General features: G+C 73.0%; 11 protein-coding genes, 1 tRNA gene and 1 pseudogene. 1 reads left to right on the top strand and 12 read right to left on the bottom strand.

What is annotated here, in order from left to right:
- Positions 1 to 15 precede the first annotated feature (15 nt).
- Entirely contained in the window at positions 16 to 1,527 is a 1,512-nt protein-coding gene (locus ACWDZ4_RS24115) for an MFS transporter (RefSeq protein WP_451510464.1), read from the bottom strand.
- Positions 1,528 to 1,705: 178 nt separating this feature from the next.
- Between ACWDZ4_RS24115 and ACWDZ4_RS24110 the strand changes: the two genes are divergently transcribed.
- Positions 1,706 to 1,780: transfer RNA gene (locus tag ACWDZ4_RS24110), tRNA-Cys, on the top strand.
- A gap of 15 nt (positions 1,781 to 1,795) precedes the next feature.
- Here the strand turns inward: ACWDZ4_RS24110 and ACWDZ4_RS24105 are convergent.
- The 11 genes and pseudogenes from ACWDZ4_RS24105 to ACWDZ4_RS24055 all read right to left on the bottom strand — a co-directional run bounded on the left by ACWDZ4_RS24105 (position 1,796) and on the right by ACWDZ4_RS24055 (position 14,524).
- The gene (locus ACWDZ4_RS24105) at positions 1,796 to 2,986 is read right to left on the bottom strand and encodes a lactonase family protein (protein WP_451510463.1); all 1,191 of its coding nucleotides are present in this window, start codon (positions 2,984 to 2,986) and stop codon (positions 1,796 to 1,798) included.
- A 144-nt stretch (positions 2,987 to 3,130) separates the two neighbouring features.
- A pseudogene (locus tag ACWDZ4_RS24100) lies at positions 3,131 to 3,677 on the bottom strand (AAA family ATPase).
- A gap of 67 nt (positions 3,678 to 3,744) precedes the next feature.
- Complete coding sequence (locus ACWDZ4_RS24095) at positions 3,745 to 6,060, bottom strand: xanthine dehydrogenase family protein molybdopterin-binding subunit (protein ID WP_451510462.1); 2,316 nt, start codon at positions 6,058 to 6,060, stop codon at positions 3,745 to 3,747.
- Entirely contained in the window at positions 6,057 to 7,427 is a 1,371-nt protein-coding gene (locus tag ACWDZ4_RS24090) for a 2Fe-2S iron-sulfur cluster-binding protein (RefSeq protein ID WP_451510461.1), read from the bottom strand. Before ACWDZ4_RS24090 ends, ACWDZ4_RS24095 begins: the two co-directional genes overlap by 4 nt.
- The gene (locus ACWDZ4_RS24085) at positions 7,424 to 8,308 is read right to left on the bottom strand and encodes an FAD binding domain-containing protein (RefSeq protein ID WP_451510460.1); all 885 of its coding nucleotides are present in this window, start codon (positions 8,306 to 8,308) and stop codon (positions 7,424 to 7,426) included. Before ACWDZ4_RS24085 ends, ACWDZ4_RS24090 begins: the two co-directional genes overlap by 4 nt.
- 288 nt (positions 8,309 to 8,596) lie before the next feature.
- Positions 8,597 to 10,255, bottom strand: a complete 1,659-nt coding sequence (locus ACWDZ4_RS24080) for a beta-N-acetylhexosaminidase (protein WP_451510459.1) — start codon at positions 10,253 to 10,255, stop codon at positions 8,597 to 8,599.
- 4 nt (positions 10,256 to 10,259) lie between these two features.
- Entirely contained in the window at positions 10,260 to 11,093 is an 834-nt protein-coding gene (locus ACWDZ4_RS24075; RefSeq protein WP_451510458.1) for a carbohydrate ABC transporter permease, read from the bottom strand.
- Positions 11,090 to 11,983 (bottom strand): carbohydrate ABC transporter permease, encoded by an 894-nt coding sequence (locus ACWDZ4_RS24070; RefSeq protein ID WP_451510457.1) that lies wholly within the window; start codon positions 11,981 to 11,983, stop codon positions 11,090 to 11,092. Before ACWDZ4_RS24070 ends, ACWDZ4_RS24075 begins: the two co-directional genes overlap by 4 nt.
- A gap of 5 nt (positions 11,984 to 11,988) precedes the next feature.
- Complete coding sequence (locus ACWDZ4_RS24065; protein WP_451510456.1) at positions 11,989 to 13,293, bottom strand: extracellular solute-binding protein; 1,305 nt, start codon at positions 13,291 to 13,293, stop codon at positions 11,989 to 11,991.
- 234 nt (positions 13,294 to 13,527) lie between these two features.
- Entirely contained in the window at positions 13,528 to 13,830 is a 303-nt protein-coding gene (locus ACWDZ4_RS24060; RefSeq protein ID WP_093800630.1) for a DUF3039 domain-containing protein, read from the bottom strand.
- A 94-nt stretch (positions 13,831 to 13,924) separates the two neighbouring features.
- Positions 13,925 to 14,524, bottom strand: coding sequence for a YqgE/AlgH family protein (locus tag ACWDZ4_RS24055; RefSeq protein ID WP_451510455.1), 600 nt, complete (start codon positions 14,522 to 14,524; stop codon positions 13,925 to 13,927).
- Between the last annotated feature and the right edge of the window lie 79 nt (positions 14,525 to 14,603).

The raw sequence follows: 14,603 nt of genomic DNA, 5'->3' as shown, positions 1-14,603 counted from the left end.
TAGTACCACGCGGTGCTACGGCTGCTGGGTGCGCAGCCTGGTCGCCACCCACGCCCCCACCAGCGCCACCCCCGCCATCGGCAGGAACACCGCCGCGAAGGCCGCCGGGTGGGAGGCGGAGGCGGCGGAATCCACCGTGTGGCCGACCGCGCCGCCGCCCAGGGCCGCGAAGACCGCGCCGCCGACCGCGAGGAGCATGACGTTGGAGAGGCCGTCCGATATCTGGAGGGCGGCGGAGTTGGCGCCCGCATCCTTGGGGGCCGAGAGCTTGAGCAGGAGCACGCTGGTCGAGGCGATGACCGTGCCCATGCCGAAGCAGCCGACGCCCCAGGCGACCGCGACCACCCACACCGGGACGGCGGTGATCAGCACGCTGGGCGCGGTCGCGATCGCCGCGGCGACCAGGACCATGCCCCCGGACACCATCCGCTCCCGGTACGGCTCCACGCGCGGCCGCGACTGTACGTACGAACCGAGCGCCCACGTCGCACCGCCGACCGCGAGCGAGAGCCCGGCCGCCGTCGGGGACAGCCCGCGCTGGGTGACCAGCATCAGCGGTACGAAGGACTCCGCCGCGATGAACGACCCGGCCGCGACCCCGCGCAGCAGCACCACCGAGGGCAGCCCGCGCGCCGCCCGGTAGGTGCCGCGCGGCAGCAGCCCCAGGACGGCCGGCACGAGCAGCGCGCCGCCCACCGCCGCCGGGAGCAGCGAGAGCCACCGCGCGCCTTGAACAGACGCAGCCTGTCCGGCGTACTGGAGCAGCCCCGCGCCCAGCGAGATGCCGAGCGCGAGCCGGATCCGGCGGCGGTCGAAGGCCGGAACGGGGGCCCCCGCGTCGGCGGGGCCGGCCGCCGTGCGGCGGATCGCGGGCAGGGCGATGGCGAGCGGGAAGACGACCAGGACGGGGATGCCGACGAAGACCCAGCGCCAGCCGAGGTGTTCGGTGACCGTCCCGGACACGAGCGGGCCCACGACGGAGGGCACGACCCAGCTCGCGGCGAACGCGGCCAGGATCGCGGGCTGGAGGCGCGCCGGGTAGGCGCGGCCGACGACGACGTACAGGGCGACGATCACGAGTCCGCCGCCGAGGCCCTGGACGGCCCGGCCGAGGATGAACAGCCACATCGCGTCGGCCGTGCCGGACAGCAGCAGGCCGGCCCCGAAGGCGCTGATGCCGGTGGCGAGCGGAGCGAGGGGGCCGTTCCGGTCGGCCCACTGGCCGGACAGGACCATGGCGAAGAGGCTGGTCGTGAAGTAGGAGGAGAAGGCGAAGGCGTAGAGGGAGACGCCGTTCAGCTCGCGGGCCGCGACGGGCATGGCCGTGCCGACGGCGGTCGCCTCGAAGGCGATGAGCAGGACGACGGCGATGACGCCGAGGCTGAGCGCGCGGTGCGCGGTGGCGAGTATGCCGCTTTCGTCTGCCGGTACACCAGGCATGCCGGACATGCTGGGGGTGCCGGGTATACCGGGTGTCGCGTCGGCTTCGGGCGCGACCTCGGCGTCGCGCGGCTCCAGGGCGGTCATCCGCCCAGAGTAAGAGGCTCAGTGCTGAATGAACCCTGTCGCTGGACGGGCGGGCGCTCGGCCTTCGGTCGTACGACCGGCGGCGGTTCGTGAACGGAGCATGGCAGTCGCGTTGCGTCCCGGGCCGATCCCTTGAAGGCTCCTCCTCCGCCGCCCTACGGTCATGACGTCAGCACACGGCCGTGTACCCGAGTGGCTCAGGGACTTGCCTGCAAAGCAAGTAACGTCGGTTCGATTCCGATCACGGCCTCCACGTCCGGGCCCCGCACTACACCGGCAGTACGCACACCGGAACCGGCGCCGCCAGCGCCGCGCCCGCCGGCGCGAGCCGCCCCGTCGCCCGGTCCACGCGGAAGGCGGCGACCGTGCCGGACTTCTGGTTGGCGGCGAACAGCAGCGTGCCGGACGGGTCGAGCGCGATGTGCCGGGGGTACGCGCCTCCGGACGGCGTGAGGGACAGCGGCCGCAGCGCCGCGCCGCCGCACTCGACGGCGAAGGCGGCGATGCTGTCGTGCCCCCGGTTGGAGACGTAGACGAACCGCCCGTCGGGGGAGACCAGCACCCCCGCCGGGTAGTTGCGCCCGGTGAGCTCGGTGCCGGGCGGGAGCGTCGGCTGCGGGGTGCCGGGGGTCAGGGTTCCGCCGAGCGGGTCGTAGCCGCACACGACGAGCGTGCTGTCCAGCTCGTTGACGACGTACGCGTGCCGGCCTCGGGGGTGGAAGGCGAGGTGCCGCGGCCCGGCGCCCGGCCTCGTCGCGGCGCGTCCGCGCTCCTCCAGCCGGCCGGTGCGCGGGTCGAGCCGGTAGGTGTGGACGGAGTCCGTGCCCAGGTCGACCGCGACGACGTACCGCCCGGCGGGATCGGTGACCACCATGTGCGCGTGCGGGCCCTCCTGCCGCTCGGGATCGGGTCCGGACCCGGTGTGCTGTACGACGTCGGTGGCTTCCCCGAGCACGCCGTCGCGCCCGACGGGGTGTACGGACACGCTCCCGCCGGTGTAGTTCGCGGTCAGCAGGAACCGCCCGCCGGGATGCACGGAGAGGTGGCAGGGGTCGGCGCCGCCGGTGGCGCGGGCGCGCCCCAGCACCTCGGGCGCCCCGGCCCCGACGCGCACGGCGGTGACGGCGCCCTCGGCGCGCTCGTCGACGGCGTAGAGGGTGCGGCGGTCGGGCGAGAGCGTGAGGAAGGAGGGATTCTGCACGCCTGCGAGCACCCCGGTGGAGGTCAGTTGCCCACCGCGCGGCCGGTAGGAGACGAGCCCGATGCCGGTGCCGCCGCCGGGCTGGGTGGTGTACGTACCGAGATAGGCGCGGCGCGTCGCCTGGGCGGCCTGCGCGCTCCCGGGCACCGCCAGCGCGGCGACACCGGCACCGGCCAGCACGCCGAACCGCCGCCGGGTCATACCCGTGCCGGTGCCCGCGCCGCTGCCCGCACCCGTCGCCGTACGCACGTCGCTCATGGAAGCCCTCACGCTCTCGGGTCGCCGGTGTCGTTCGTCAGCCGCCGGCCGTGCGGCGGTCGCGGTCGATGGTGGCCCGGACCACTGCCCGCGGGCAAGGGCCGCGCGCACCCGTTCGCGCGCCGCCCCCGGGCGCGACGGCGCTCACGGCGCCACCTCGCTCTCGTGCAGTCGCGCGAGGATCTCCCCGACCGTCGCCTCCGGGGTCTGCCGGGCGGTGTCCAGCCACAGTCCGATCCGCTCCGTCTCCTCGCGCAGCACCCGGTCCAGGCCCTCCACGGTCCAGCCCGCCCTGTAACCGGTCTTCGCCCGCCCCGCCTCACGGGCGGCCACCGCTTCCCGGCCGGGGGACGAGCACCACGACGTGCAGGGGGCGGGTGCGTACGAGCCGGACGTACGCCGCCAGCTGCTCGCCCACCACGTCCTGCACGACCGCGGTCCAGCCGCTGCGCGCGTACGCGTCGGCGACGGAGGCCGACCGGCGGTAGCGCAGCCGGAGCTGGGCCAGGGCCTCTTCGCCCGCCTCGGGCAGCGTCTCCTCGCGCCCGGAGACGATCATCCGGCGGAAGGCGTCGCCGCGCACGTGGGCGGCGCGCGGCAGGCGCTCGGCGAGCGCCTGCGCGACGGTCGACCTGCCCGCGGCCATGGCACCGGTGACCAGGATGCCGGCGGGACCGCGTGCTTCGTCCATGGACCGACCCTAGTGGCAGGGCGTTCGGGCGCCACCGGGAATCGCGTGGCTCACCCGGTCCGCCCGGCTACGGACCGGGTACGACGACCGCCGCCTGGGGGCGGATCGGCAGGCGGTTGACCGGGCGGCCGGTGGCCGCCCGGACCGCCGAGGCGACCGCCGCCGGGGACGTGACCACCGGGACCGCGCTGACCGGCTTCGCGCCGAAGGGGGCGACCACGTCGCGCTCCTCCACCAGCTTCACGATGCGGATGTCCGGGGTGTCCAGGGACGTCGGGAGCGCGTAGTGGGTGAGGTCGGGGTGACGGATCAGGCCCCGCGGGGTGCGGAGGTTCTCCGTCAGGGCCGCGCCCACGCCCTGCGTGACGCCCGCCTCGATGCGGGTGGCCAGCTGGGCCGGGTTGAGGACGCGGCCCACGTCCTGGGCCACCGCCATCTCCACCACCCGGATCGAGCCCAGCTCGATGTCCACGTCCACGATCGCGCGGATCGCGCAGAAGGCCAGCCCCACGAAGGCGTCACCCTGGCCCGTGTCGTCGAGCGGTTCGGTGGGGTGGGGGCGGCACTGGGCCGTGGCCCAGAGCTCCTTGCCCTCCATCGCCTCCATCACCGTGGTGGAGAGGACCCCGTCGTACGAGGTGATCTTGCCGTCGGCGATCTGCAGGAGCTCCGTCGACATGCCGAATTTGTGGGCCAGCGGCTGGAGGAGTTGGGTGCGGACCATCTTCGCCGCGCGTTCCACCGCCCCGCCCGACACCCACGTGTGGCGGCCGTGCGTCGCGGGGCCCGCCGGGGGCTGGTCCGTGTCGACCGACGCCACGTGGACCTCTTCGACGCCCAGGACCTCCTGGACGATCTGGCGCGCGAGCGTGGTGAAGCCCTGGCCGGTCTCGACCGCCGCGCAGATGACCGTGGCCACGCCGTCGTGGACCTTCACCGTGGCGGTGGAGACCTCGTCGGTGCCCTCCGCGCCCAGCATGTGCACCATGCCGACCGCGTAGCCGACCCCGCGGCGCACGGCGGCGGGATCGCCTGCGCCCTCCGGGCCGCCCGGCAGCAGCCACTCGTCCCGGGGGGTGTCCTTGGGGAGGGCGGGGAGGGGGTAGTCGCGTACGGATCTGAGGAGTTCGGCCACGGGGGCCGGGCAGGTCACCGTCTGGCCGGTGGGCAGCAGGTCGCCGGTGGCCAGGACGTTGCGCAGGCGCAGTTCCGCCGGGTCGATGCCCAGCTTCGCCGCGAGCTTGTCCATCTGGCCCTCGTACGCCGCGCACACCTGGAGGGCGCCTTCGCCGCGGACGTGGCCGGACGGGGGGTTGTTCGTACGGACCGCCCAGCCCTCGATGAAGGCGTGCGGCACGACGTACGGGCCGCAGGCGAAGGACACCGCCGCCGCGAGGGATTCGGAGGAGGCGTCGGCGTACGCGCCCGCGTCCAGGAGGATCTGCGCCTCGACCTTCACCAGGCGGCCCTCGGCGTCCGCGTGGTGGCGGTAGCGCAGGAGCGTCGGGTGGCGGTGGGCGTGGCCGAGGAAGGACTCCTCACGGGTGGCGGCCAGCTTGACCGGGCAGCCGGTCCTGAGCGCGAGGAGGCCCAGCGGGATCTGGAAGCTGCCGTCCTCGCGGTCGCCGGTGGCGCCCGGGACGCCCGTGACGACGACCTTCACGCGCTCCTGCTCCAGGCCGAAGCAGGCGGCGGCGCGGTCGCGGTCGGTGTGCGGGTCGGTGGACGCCGTGTAGATCTCCACGCCGCCGTCGGGGCGCGGGACGGCCAGGCCGGCCTCGGCCCCGATGGGCGCCGGGTCCTGGCGGCCGATGCGGTACAGGCCCTCCACGATCACCTCGCCCGTGACCTCCGGGTCGCCGAAGCTGAGGGGGATGTGGCGGATGAGGTTGCCGTCGGGGTGGAGGGGGTCGGCCGCGAAGGCCTGTTCCGGGTCGGTGACCGGTTCGAGGATCTCGTACTCGACCGCGATGGCGGCGGCGGCCAGGCGGGCCGTGTCGGGGTGGTCGGCGGCCACCGCGGCGATCGCCTCGCCGTGGTGGCGGACCAGGTCGGAGGCGAAGACGGGGCGGTCGGCGACGCTGCGGCCGTGCGCGGAGTCGCCCGGCACGTCCGCGTGGGTGACCACCGCCCGTACACCGGGCATTTCGGATGCGGCGGAGGTGTCGACCGAGACGATCCGGGCGTGGGCGTGCGGGGAGCGCAGGACCGCCGCCCAGAGCAGTCCCTCGGCCCACAGGTCGGCCGCGTACGGGAACGTGCCCTCCGTCTTCGCGCGCGCGTCGGCCGGGGGAAGGGAAGCGCCGATGCCGTGGGTGGGCGGCTCGGTCCGGGTGCCGTCGACCGCCGGTGCGCCGGTCGCGGTGGCCGCGTCGTTGCTCACGCCATGCCTCCGTCGTGCGGGTGCTCGTGCGGGTGGGGCTGCTGGACGCCGCCCGCGCCGGGGGGCGCCTGGTGCGGGATGCGGGCTTCCTCGGCCGCGGCGGTCGCCTCGCGCTCGGCGACGACCTCGCGCACGGCTTCGAGCACGCCCCGGTAGCCGGAGCAGCGGCAGAGGTTGCCGCAGAGCGCCTGGCGGGTCTCCAGCTCCGTGGGGGCGTGGTTGCCTTCGAGCAGGTCGTGGACGGTCATGGCCATGCCGGGTACGCAGAAACCGCACTGGACCGCGCCGCAGTTGGCGAGGGCCCGCTGGACGTCGGACGGCCGGCCGTCGGCGGCCAGGCCCTCGACCGTACGGACCTCGCTGCCGGCGGTGGTGGCGGCGGGGACGAGGCAGGAGGCGACGAGGCGGCCGTCGACCTGGACGGCGCAGGCGCCGCACTCGCCCTGGGAGCAGCCGTCCTTGGCACCGGCGAGGCCGAGGCGCTCGCGCAGGACGTACAGGAGGGACTCGCCGATCCAGGCGTCGGTGACGGGGCGGTCGGCGCCGTTCACGTGCAGGACGTAGGAGGCGTGGGGGTGCTCGCTGTGGGCGGGCTCGCTGTGGGCGTCTTCCGGGGGGGCCGCGGGTTCGGGTGCGGTGCCGGGGGTCTCGGGGTCGGTGCCGCGCCGGGACGTCTCCTCGGGCGCCGGACGTTCGGGTACGCCGGTGTGTTCGGGGTGGTTGTGTTCGACGCCCTGCGGGGAGCGCCCCGGCGCGTCCCCTCCCGGCACCGCGGCATGCGACGCGGGGGCGGGCGCGTCCTCCTGCGGCGGGTGGGGCTCGAAGTCGCGCGTCGGCTCGGGGGCCGTCCACGGACCGGCGTCGGCCGTGGTCGCCCAGGGGGCCGGCGCCCCGCCCGGCAGGGTGGCCGAAGGGTGCGCGCCGTCCCACTGGGACGCCAGTGCCGACATCGTGAACTCGCCCGACTCGCCCGACTCGTCCGGGAGGTCGCCGTCGGCCACCGGGACCGTCCACTGGCCCGTGAGTTCGGACGCGACCGGGGGCGTGGGCGCCGGGGCCGTGTCGAAGTTCCACTGGCCCGTGGCCCCCGGGTCGTGCGCGGGCGCGCCCGTGCCCTCGGGCTCCGGCCACCGCATCTCGCCCGGTGCTGACGGTACGGCCCATGTGCCGTTCTCCCCCGGGGCCTGCGGGGTGATGTGAGGCGGCACGTAGTCGTGTCCGGGCGCCGCCAGCGGGTCGCCGAAGTCCGCCATGCCCTCGGGCAGCTGCACGAACGCCGTGGCGTCGGCGTCGTACTCGCCGCCCTGCGGGGTCGGCTGCCAGGTGCCGGGGTGCGGAGCCCCCCCGGGGTTCTCGTTCTCGCTCACGACAGTGCCCTCCCCAGCGCTCGTCGGGCCAGCGCGGCGACGGTGCGCCGCAGGTGCAGTACGGCGGGTGGCAGTACTGCCTCGCTCCCGTCCGCCGGGTCCGGGATGCAGGCGGCGGCCACGTACTCGCCGAACGCGGCGCACGCCTCCGGCGCCAGCTTGCGGTCCGCGTCCCACTCGATCAGCGAGGCGATCCATGCCTCCGCCTCCAGGGGCCGCAGCGGCATCGGCGCGATGGCTCCCACCGCGCACCGCACCTCGCGCCGCGCCGGGTCGAGGACCAGGGCGACGGACGCGGTCGCGCGGCCGGGGCCGGTCCGGCCGGTGGCCTTGACGAAGACCTGCGGGGCGTGCAGCAGCGGTACGCGCACGAACCCGATCAACTCGCCCGCGCCCAGCATGTCGCGGCCGGCGAGGAGGTGGGAGACGGGGGTCTCGCGGCGTGCGCCGCCCGGCCCCGCGATCACCAGCGTCGCTTCCACCGCGGCCAGTACGGGCAGGGTGTCGCCGGTGGGCGCGGCGGTGACGATGTTGCCGCCGAGCGTTCCCGCGTTGCGGATCTGGGGCGGTCCCGCGGCGCGCGCGGCCGCGGCGAGCGCCGGGATGAGGGCCGCGAAGTCGGGCCGTCCCATCCGGGCGTGCGTGAGACCGGCGCCGAGCAGCGCGTTCCCGTCCTGGTACTGCCAGCCCTTGATCTCGCTGATCCGGCCGAGCCCGACCAGGGCCGCGGGCCGCAGCTGCCCGGAGTTCACGGATGCCATCAGGTCCGTACCGCCCGCGACGGGCACGGCGGCAGGCATGGCGGTGAGTGCCGCCACGGCCTCGTCGAGCGAGGCCGGGAGCGTCACGGACTGCGCCGTCCGCGGTGCGTGCGTGGTCAACCCAGCTGCCCCTTCCCGGTGTCCCGGCTGTCCCGCCTGTTGCGCCGTACCGTACGTGCTCACAGCCCGGACGAGGCAACTCTGGCACATCCTGCGAACCGTCCGACGCGAGGGTCCACTAGGAACCCCTCGTCCCCGACCAGGGCATTCGCCCGCTTTCGTACTCCATTGGCGGTGAGTGCGAATTGCCACTCTTCAGCGACTCTCGTGCGACTTACGACGTATGCCGAGCCGGGCCCCCAACGGTCCCAGGCCCGGCACGGCGCGGCACTCTTCTTGCCTCGGGGCTCACACGTTTGGGGGCGCCCCCTCGATCGGGCGTCCGAGAGAGGCGTGGTCGCCGTCGGGGGCCGGGCGCTTCTGCCAGGGCAACGGGCCGCCCGGTGGCCGGTAATCGACCCCCAGTGCGTCAAGCCGCCGGTAGTGCGCGGTCATTCGCACCTCGAAACCGGCGAAGTCGCGCTCGGCGGGCGCCGGCAGGTCCGCCCAGGCGACCTCGGCGAACGCGGCCAGGCGAGGGAACGCCTGGTAGTCGACGCGGCTCTGGTTCTCCATCACCTCGGTCCAGAGGTTGGCCTGGGTGCCCAGGATGTGCCGTTCCTCTTCGGGGGTGAGGCCGGGGGGAACGGGCTCGAAGCGGTAGACGTCCTCCAGGGTGCGTACGTAGCCGATGGGCATCGGCTCGTCCGGGCCGTCGTGCTGGCGGTGGTCCAGGTACACCTGCTGCTCGGGGCACATGACGACGTCGTGGCCGGCCTTCGCGGCTGCGATGCCGCCCGCGCAGCCGCGCCAGGAGGAGACGGCGGCTCCCGGCGCGAGGCCGCCTTCGAGGATCTCGTCCCAGCCGATGAGGCGGCGGCCGCGAGCGGAGAGCCAGGTGTCGAAGTGGCGGACGAACCAGGACTGGAGTTCGTCCTCGTCGGCCAGGCCGAGTTCCTCGATGCGGGCCCGGGCGGCCGGGGACTGCCTCCACTGGTCCTTCATCACCTCGTCGCCGCCGATGTGGATGAAGGTGGAGGGGAAGAGTCCGAGGACTTCCTCGAACACGCCCTCGTAGAAGCGGAGGGTGTTGTCGGTGGGGGCGAGTACGTTCGGGTTGATGCCCCAGGTGTCCCAGACGGTGAGGGGTGCAGTGGTGACGTCTGTATTGCCCAGTTCCGGGTATGCGGCGATGGCCGCCTGCGAATGGCCCGGAATGTCGATCTCGGGGACGACGGTGATGTGCCGCTGCGCCGCGTACGCGACGATCTCGCGGATGTCGTCCTGCGTGTAGTAACCGCCGTGTGGTGTCTGCGTCCACAGGCCGGAAGCCCGGTGGCCGTATGCGGTGCGCGGCCGCCACGCGCCGGTCTCCGTCAGTTTCGGGTGGCGCTCGATCTCGATGCGCCAGCCCTGGTCGTCGGTGAGGTGGAAGTGGAAGACGTTGAGCTTGTGCGCGGCGAGCAGGTCCAGGTAGCGCAGTACGCCGTCCCTGGGCATGAAGTGGCGTGACACGTCGAGCATCAGGCCGCGCCAGGTGAAGCGCGGCCTGTCCTCGATGGCCACCATCGGTACGGACCACTGACGCGCCGGGTCGACGGGCGCGCGCCGGAAGGCGTCCGGGCCGAGCAGCTGGCGCAGCGTCTGGGCGCCCCAGAAGACGCCTGCCGGGCCGCCGCCCTCGATGAGGACGAGGTAGCCGTCGACGACCAGGCGGTAGCCCTCGGGGCCGAGTTCCCGTTCGGTGTCGGGGTCGATCCGCAGCTCGACGCGGTTGCCGTCGCGGCCGGCGTCGGTGCCGTCCGCCAGCGGCAGCCCGGTGGCGGCGCCGACCGTGGCGCGCAGCCAGTGGGCGACGCCCTCGGTGCCGGGGTGGGCGAACAGCGCGGTGTCGTGGCCGAGGGGGTAGTGGCCCTGGGCGGGGGGCGCCCAGGCGGCGGCTCCGGGAGCCGGTACCAGATCGAGCATGGCGTCAGTCCTTAACCGCTCCGCCCAGTCCCGAGACCAGGCGTCGCTGTACGAGTACGAAGAAGACGAGCACCGGGACGGTCATCACCGTCGAGGCTGCCATGATCCCTCCCCAGTCGTTCTCCTCCGGTTTGAAGAAAACCAGCAGTGCCATCGGAAGTGTCGACTGCGAGGTGTCGCTGATGATGAAGGACTTGGCGAAGAGGAAGTCGTTCCAGGTCGAGATGAAGGAGAAGACGCTGGTCGCGACGAGCCCGGGGAAAACCAGCGGGAAAAGGATCTGCCACAGGAAACGGGAACGGCTCGCGCCGTCGATGTACGCCGCCTCTTCCAGCGCCTCGGGAACGGCCTTCACGAATCCGCGGAGCATCCACACCGCGAAGGGCAGCGAGAAGGCGATGTGCGGCAGGATCAGCGAGCCGAGCGTATTGAGCTGTCCGAAGTCCCTCATCAGGAAGAAGAGAGGGATCGTCAGTGCCTCGACCGGCACCATCTGGGCGACCAGGAACATGATCAGGAGGGTGGTGCGGAAGGTGAAGCGGAAGCGGGTGACCGCTGTCGCCGCGAGAAAGGCGATCAGGGCGGAGGCGATCACGACCACCGATGCGACCAGCAGGCTGTTGAGGAAATAGCGGCCGAATTCCTGCTGTTCGAAGACGCGCCGGAAGGAGTCGAGTGAGGGAGAGAGCGTCCAGGGTCTGGCCTCCGTCGACTGGATCTCGCCCGCCGGTTTGAAGGCGGAAAGCACCATCCAGTAGAGGGGGAAGGCGACGGCCAGTGCGATCAGCAGCGCGGACGCCTCGGCGGCGAGGCGCCAGGGGCGGCGTACAGGACTCATAGTTCCTCTCCCTGGCGTCGCAGCAGGCGCAGGTACACGAGGGTGACCGCGAGCAGGATCAGCAGCATCACGACGCCGATCGCCGCGCCCAGGCTGTACTGCGAGGACGCGAAGGCCTTCTGGTAGGCGTAGACGTTGAGGACGAGGTTCTGGCCGGCGATGCCGCCGCCGTTCGTCATGACGTAGATCTGGGTGAAGACCTTGAAGTCCCAGATGACCGACTGGATGGTGACGACCACCAGGATCGGCCGCAGCATCGGCGCCGTGACCGACCGCCAGGTCCGCCACTGCGAGGCCCCGTCGAGGGACGCCGCCTCCAGCACCTCTGCCGGGACCGCCCGGATGCCCGCGTAGACGGTCACCATCACGAACGGGAACGAGCACCAGACCACTTCGAGGAGGACGAGCGCGAAGGCGCTGTAGCGCCCGTACGTCCACGAGTGGTCGCCGAGCCCCAGCACCTTGTTGACGGGGCCGAAGTCCGGGTCGAAGAGGAACACCCAGACGGTGGACCCGGTGATCGCCGGGGTCGCCCACGCGCCGAGCGCGGCCATCATCAGCGCGAGGCGCGGTACGGCCCGTACGCGCGTCAGCAGCACGGCCAGCGCGCAGCCGAGGGAGAGCGTGGCGAGGACGCAGGCGGCCGCGAAGACGACGGTCGCCAGGAGCACCTGCCAGAACTGCGGGTCGCCGAAGAGCGCGGTGTAGTTCCCCAGGCCCTTGAAGGTGGTCGGCTCACCGCCGCTGACCTGCGCCTGGGTGTACTCCAGGAAGGAGATCAGGCCGAGCTGGTAGACCGGGTAGACGAGCAGGCCGCCGAGGACGACGAGGGCCGGGGCGAGGTAGAGCCACGGCGTCCAGCCGCTGCCGCGTCGTGCGATCGCGTTCATACCGCTCAACGCGCCGCGCCGAACGCGTCGTTCATCTTCCTCGCCGCGTCGCCGGAGGCCGCCGCCACGTCCTTGCGGCCGCTGACGACCTCCTGGAACATCGTCGGCAGGACGAGCGAGGAGTCGATCTGCGCCCAGCCCGGCGAGGCCGGGGCCGCTTTGGCACCCGCCGCGAGCGTCTCGATGAAGGGCTCGACGAACGGCTCCTTCTCGGCCGCCGTCTCGCGTACGTCGGTGTACGTCGGCAGGAAGCCCATCGCGTCGAAGAGCTCGCCCTGCGTCTTCTTCCCGGCCAGCTGCTTCATCAGGTCGACGGCGAGCGTGCGGTGCGAACTGCTCTTCAGTACGCCGAGGTTGTTTCCGCCCGCGAACGCCGGAGCGATCTCGCCCGCCTTCACACCGGGCAGCGGCACCACCGCGTACTTGCCCTTCACCGTGCCCGCCTCGACGGCGGCGTGGCTGAAGTCGCCGCCGATCGCCATGCCGGCCTTGCCGGACGCGAAGGCGGTGACGGTGTCGTTGCCGCCCATCTCGGCGCACTTGGCGGCCGGGCAGTTGTCGGGGCCGAAGAGGGAGGTGTACGCCTTGATGCCCTTGCGGGCCGCGGGGCTGTCGATGGCGGAGGTGTACGTTCCGCCGCTCTCCTCGGCGAGTTCGCCGCCGTTGGCCCAGATGAAGGGCATCGCGCCGTACGTGTACGCGCCGCCGACCGCGAGCCCGTACATGGCCGGTTTCGCTCTGCGGATCTCCTGTGCGGCGGTGACGAGTTCGGCCTGCGACTCCGGCGGCTCCAGTCCCAGCTCCTCGAAGACGTCGGTGCGGTAGTACAGGGCGCGTACGCCGACGAAGAGCGGGGCGCCGTAGACCTTTCCGTCGACCGTCACCGACTGCCTGGCGGCCGGGTCGGCGTCCTTGGCCTCGGCCCAGGCGCCGAACTCCTCGGTGATGTCGGCGAGTCCGCCGTCCTTGACGTAGCCGGCGGTGTCGGTGTTGCCGTACTCGATGAGGTCGGGGGCGCTCTCAGGGTCGTTGAAGGCGGCCTTGATCTTCTGGGCACGGGTCTCGACCGGTATGTACTCGACCTCGACCTCGGCCTCCTCGTGCCGTGCGCGGAAGGCGTCGACGGCGCGGTCGACGACCTTCTGCTTGGGCGCGTTGCCGACCTCCTGGAAGAGCCAGACACGCAGGGTGCCGCTCTTCTCGTCCTTCTCCGCGCTGTTGTCGGAGGTCTGCGGGGCGCAGGCGGTGGCGGTCAGACCGGCCAGCACGAGTGCGGCTGCCGGCACGGCGATTCGGGCAGAGAGCTTCATCCGGGACTCCTGTGAGTCGGCATTGCAACATGCGCAACGTCGGTTTCGCACTGCACAACAGGCAGGAGGCTAAAGGGAGCCCCACAGGGCCGACAAGAGGTCTGAACCACCTGGGCGCCGTCTCCACCACCTTGTGACCGGCGCGAGCACTCCGTGCAACGCGGACGGCCCCCGCGGCGCGCCGATGCGCACCGCGGGGGCCGTCCCCCTGTTCCTGCTTACCGCTGCCGCGTCCTACTTCTTTCCGCTGTTGTCCTTGCCGCCCTTGTCCTTGCCGCCGCCCGCGCCGAGATCCTCGAAGATCTCCTTGCACATGGGGCAGACCGGATACTTCTTCGGGTCACGGCCCGGGACCCAGACCTTGCCGCAGAGCGCCACGACGGGCGTACCGTCGAGTGCGCTCGCCATGATCTTGTCCTTCTGGACGTAGTGGGCGTACCGCTCGTGGTCTCCGTCGCCGCGCGAGGTCTGCGGCGTCGGCTCGACGAGGGTCCCCGTACCTGCCCCGCGCTCGGGCTCGGGCTCAAGAGTGCTCATGGCGTCCAAGGGTACCCACGCGCGCGGATTCCCGGGAGCTTCGGCCGTCCACCGGATGCGGCGCGCGTCCCGGCGCCGCCACCCCGGCGCCGGGTCAGTTGAGCGAGGGGTCGTCCGGGTACGTCGCCATCATCGCGAGCCTGCTGCGCTGTCTGCGCAGCACGGCCCGCCACAGGCCCTCCGGCTCCGGCGACGACACGTCGCCGGGCTCCGACTCCACGACGTACCAGGCCCCGGTCTTCAGCTCCTCCTCCAGCTGCCCGGGGCCCCACCCCGAGTACCCGGCGAAGATGCGCAGCGAGCCGAGCGCCGCCGCGAGGAGTTCCGGCGGGGCCTCCAGGTCGACCAGGCCGATCGCGCCGTGCACCCGCCGCCAGCCGACGGGGTCTCCCCCGCTCGAGCGCAGCCGGGAGCCGGGGGAAAGACCCTCGTCGCCGGGGACCACCGCGACGCCGAGCGCGGAGTCGAGGGAGACCGGGCCGCCCTGGAAGACGACGCCCGGATCGCCCGCCAGGGGCGCCCAGGGCAGCAGGATGTCGCCGACGCCCACCGGCGTCGGGCGGTTGAGGACCACACCGAGCGAGCCCTCCTCGTCGTGGTCGAGCAGGAGCACCACCGCGCGGTCGAAATTCGGGTCCGCCAGGGCCGGACTGGCCACCAGCAGCCGCCCTGTGAGAGAGGACACCTCTGTCATGGCAGACATGATCCCGCACATCGGCCCTCCGGGGGAGCGGACGGCACTGCGCACGCGTGCGCAGCTCAGGGCGTACTGC

The organism is Streptomyces sp. NPDC003016 (assembly GCF_053591455.1).
This window is presented reverse-complemented; position numbering and strand designations above follow the sequence as displayed.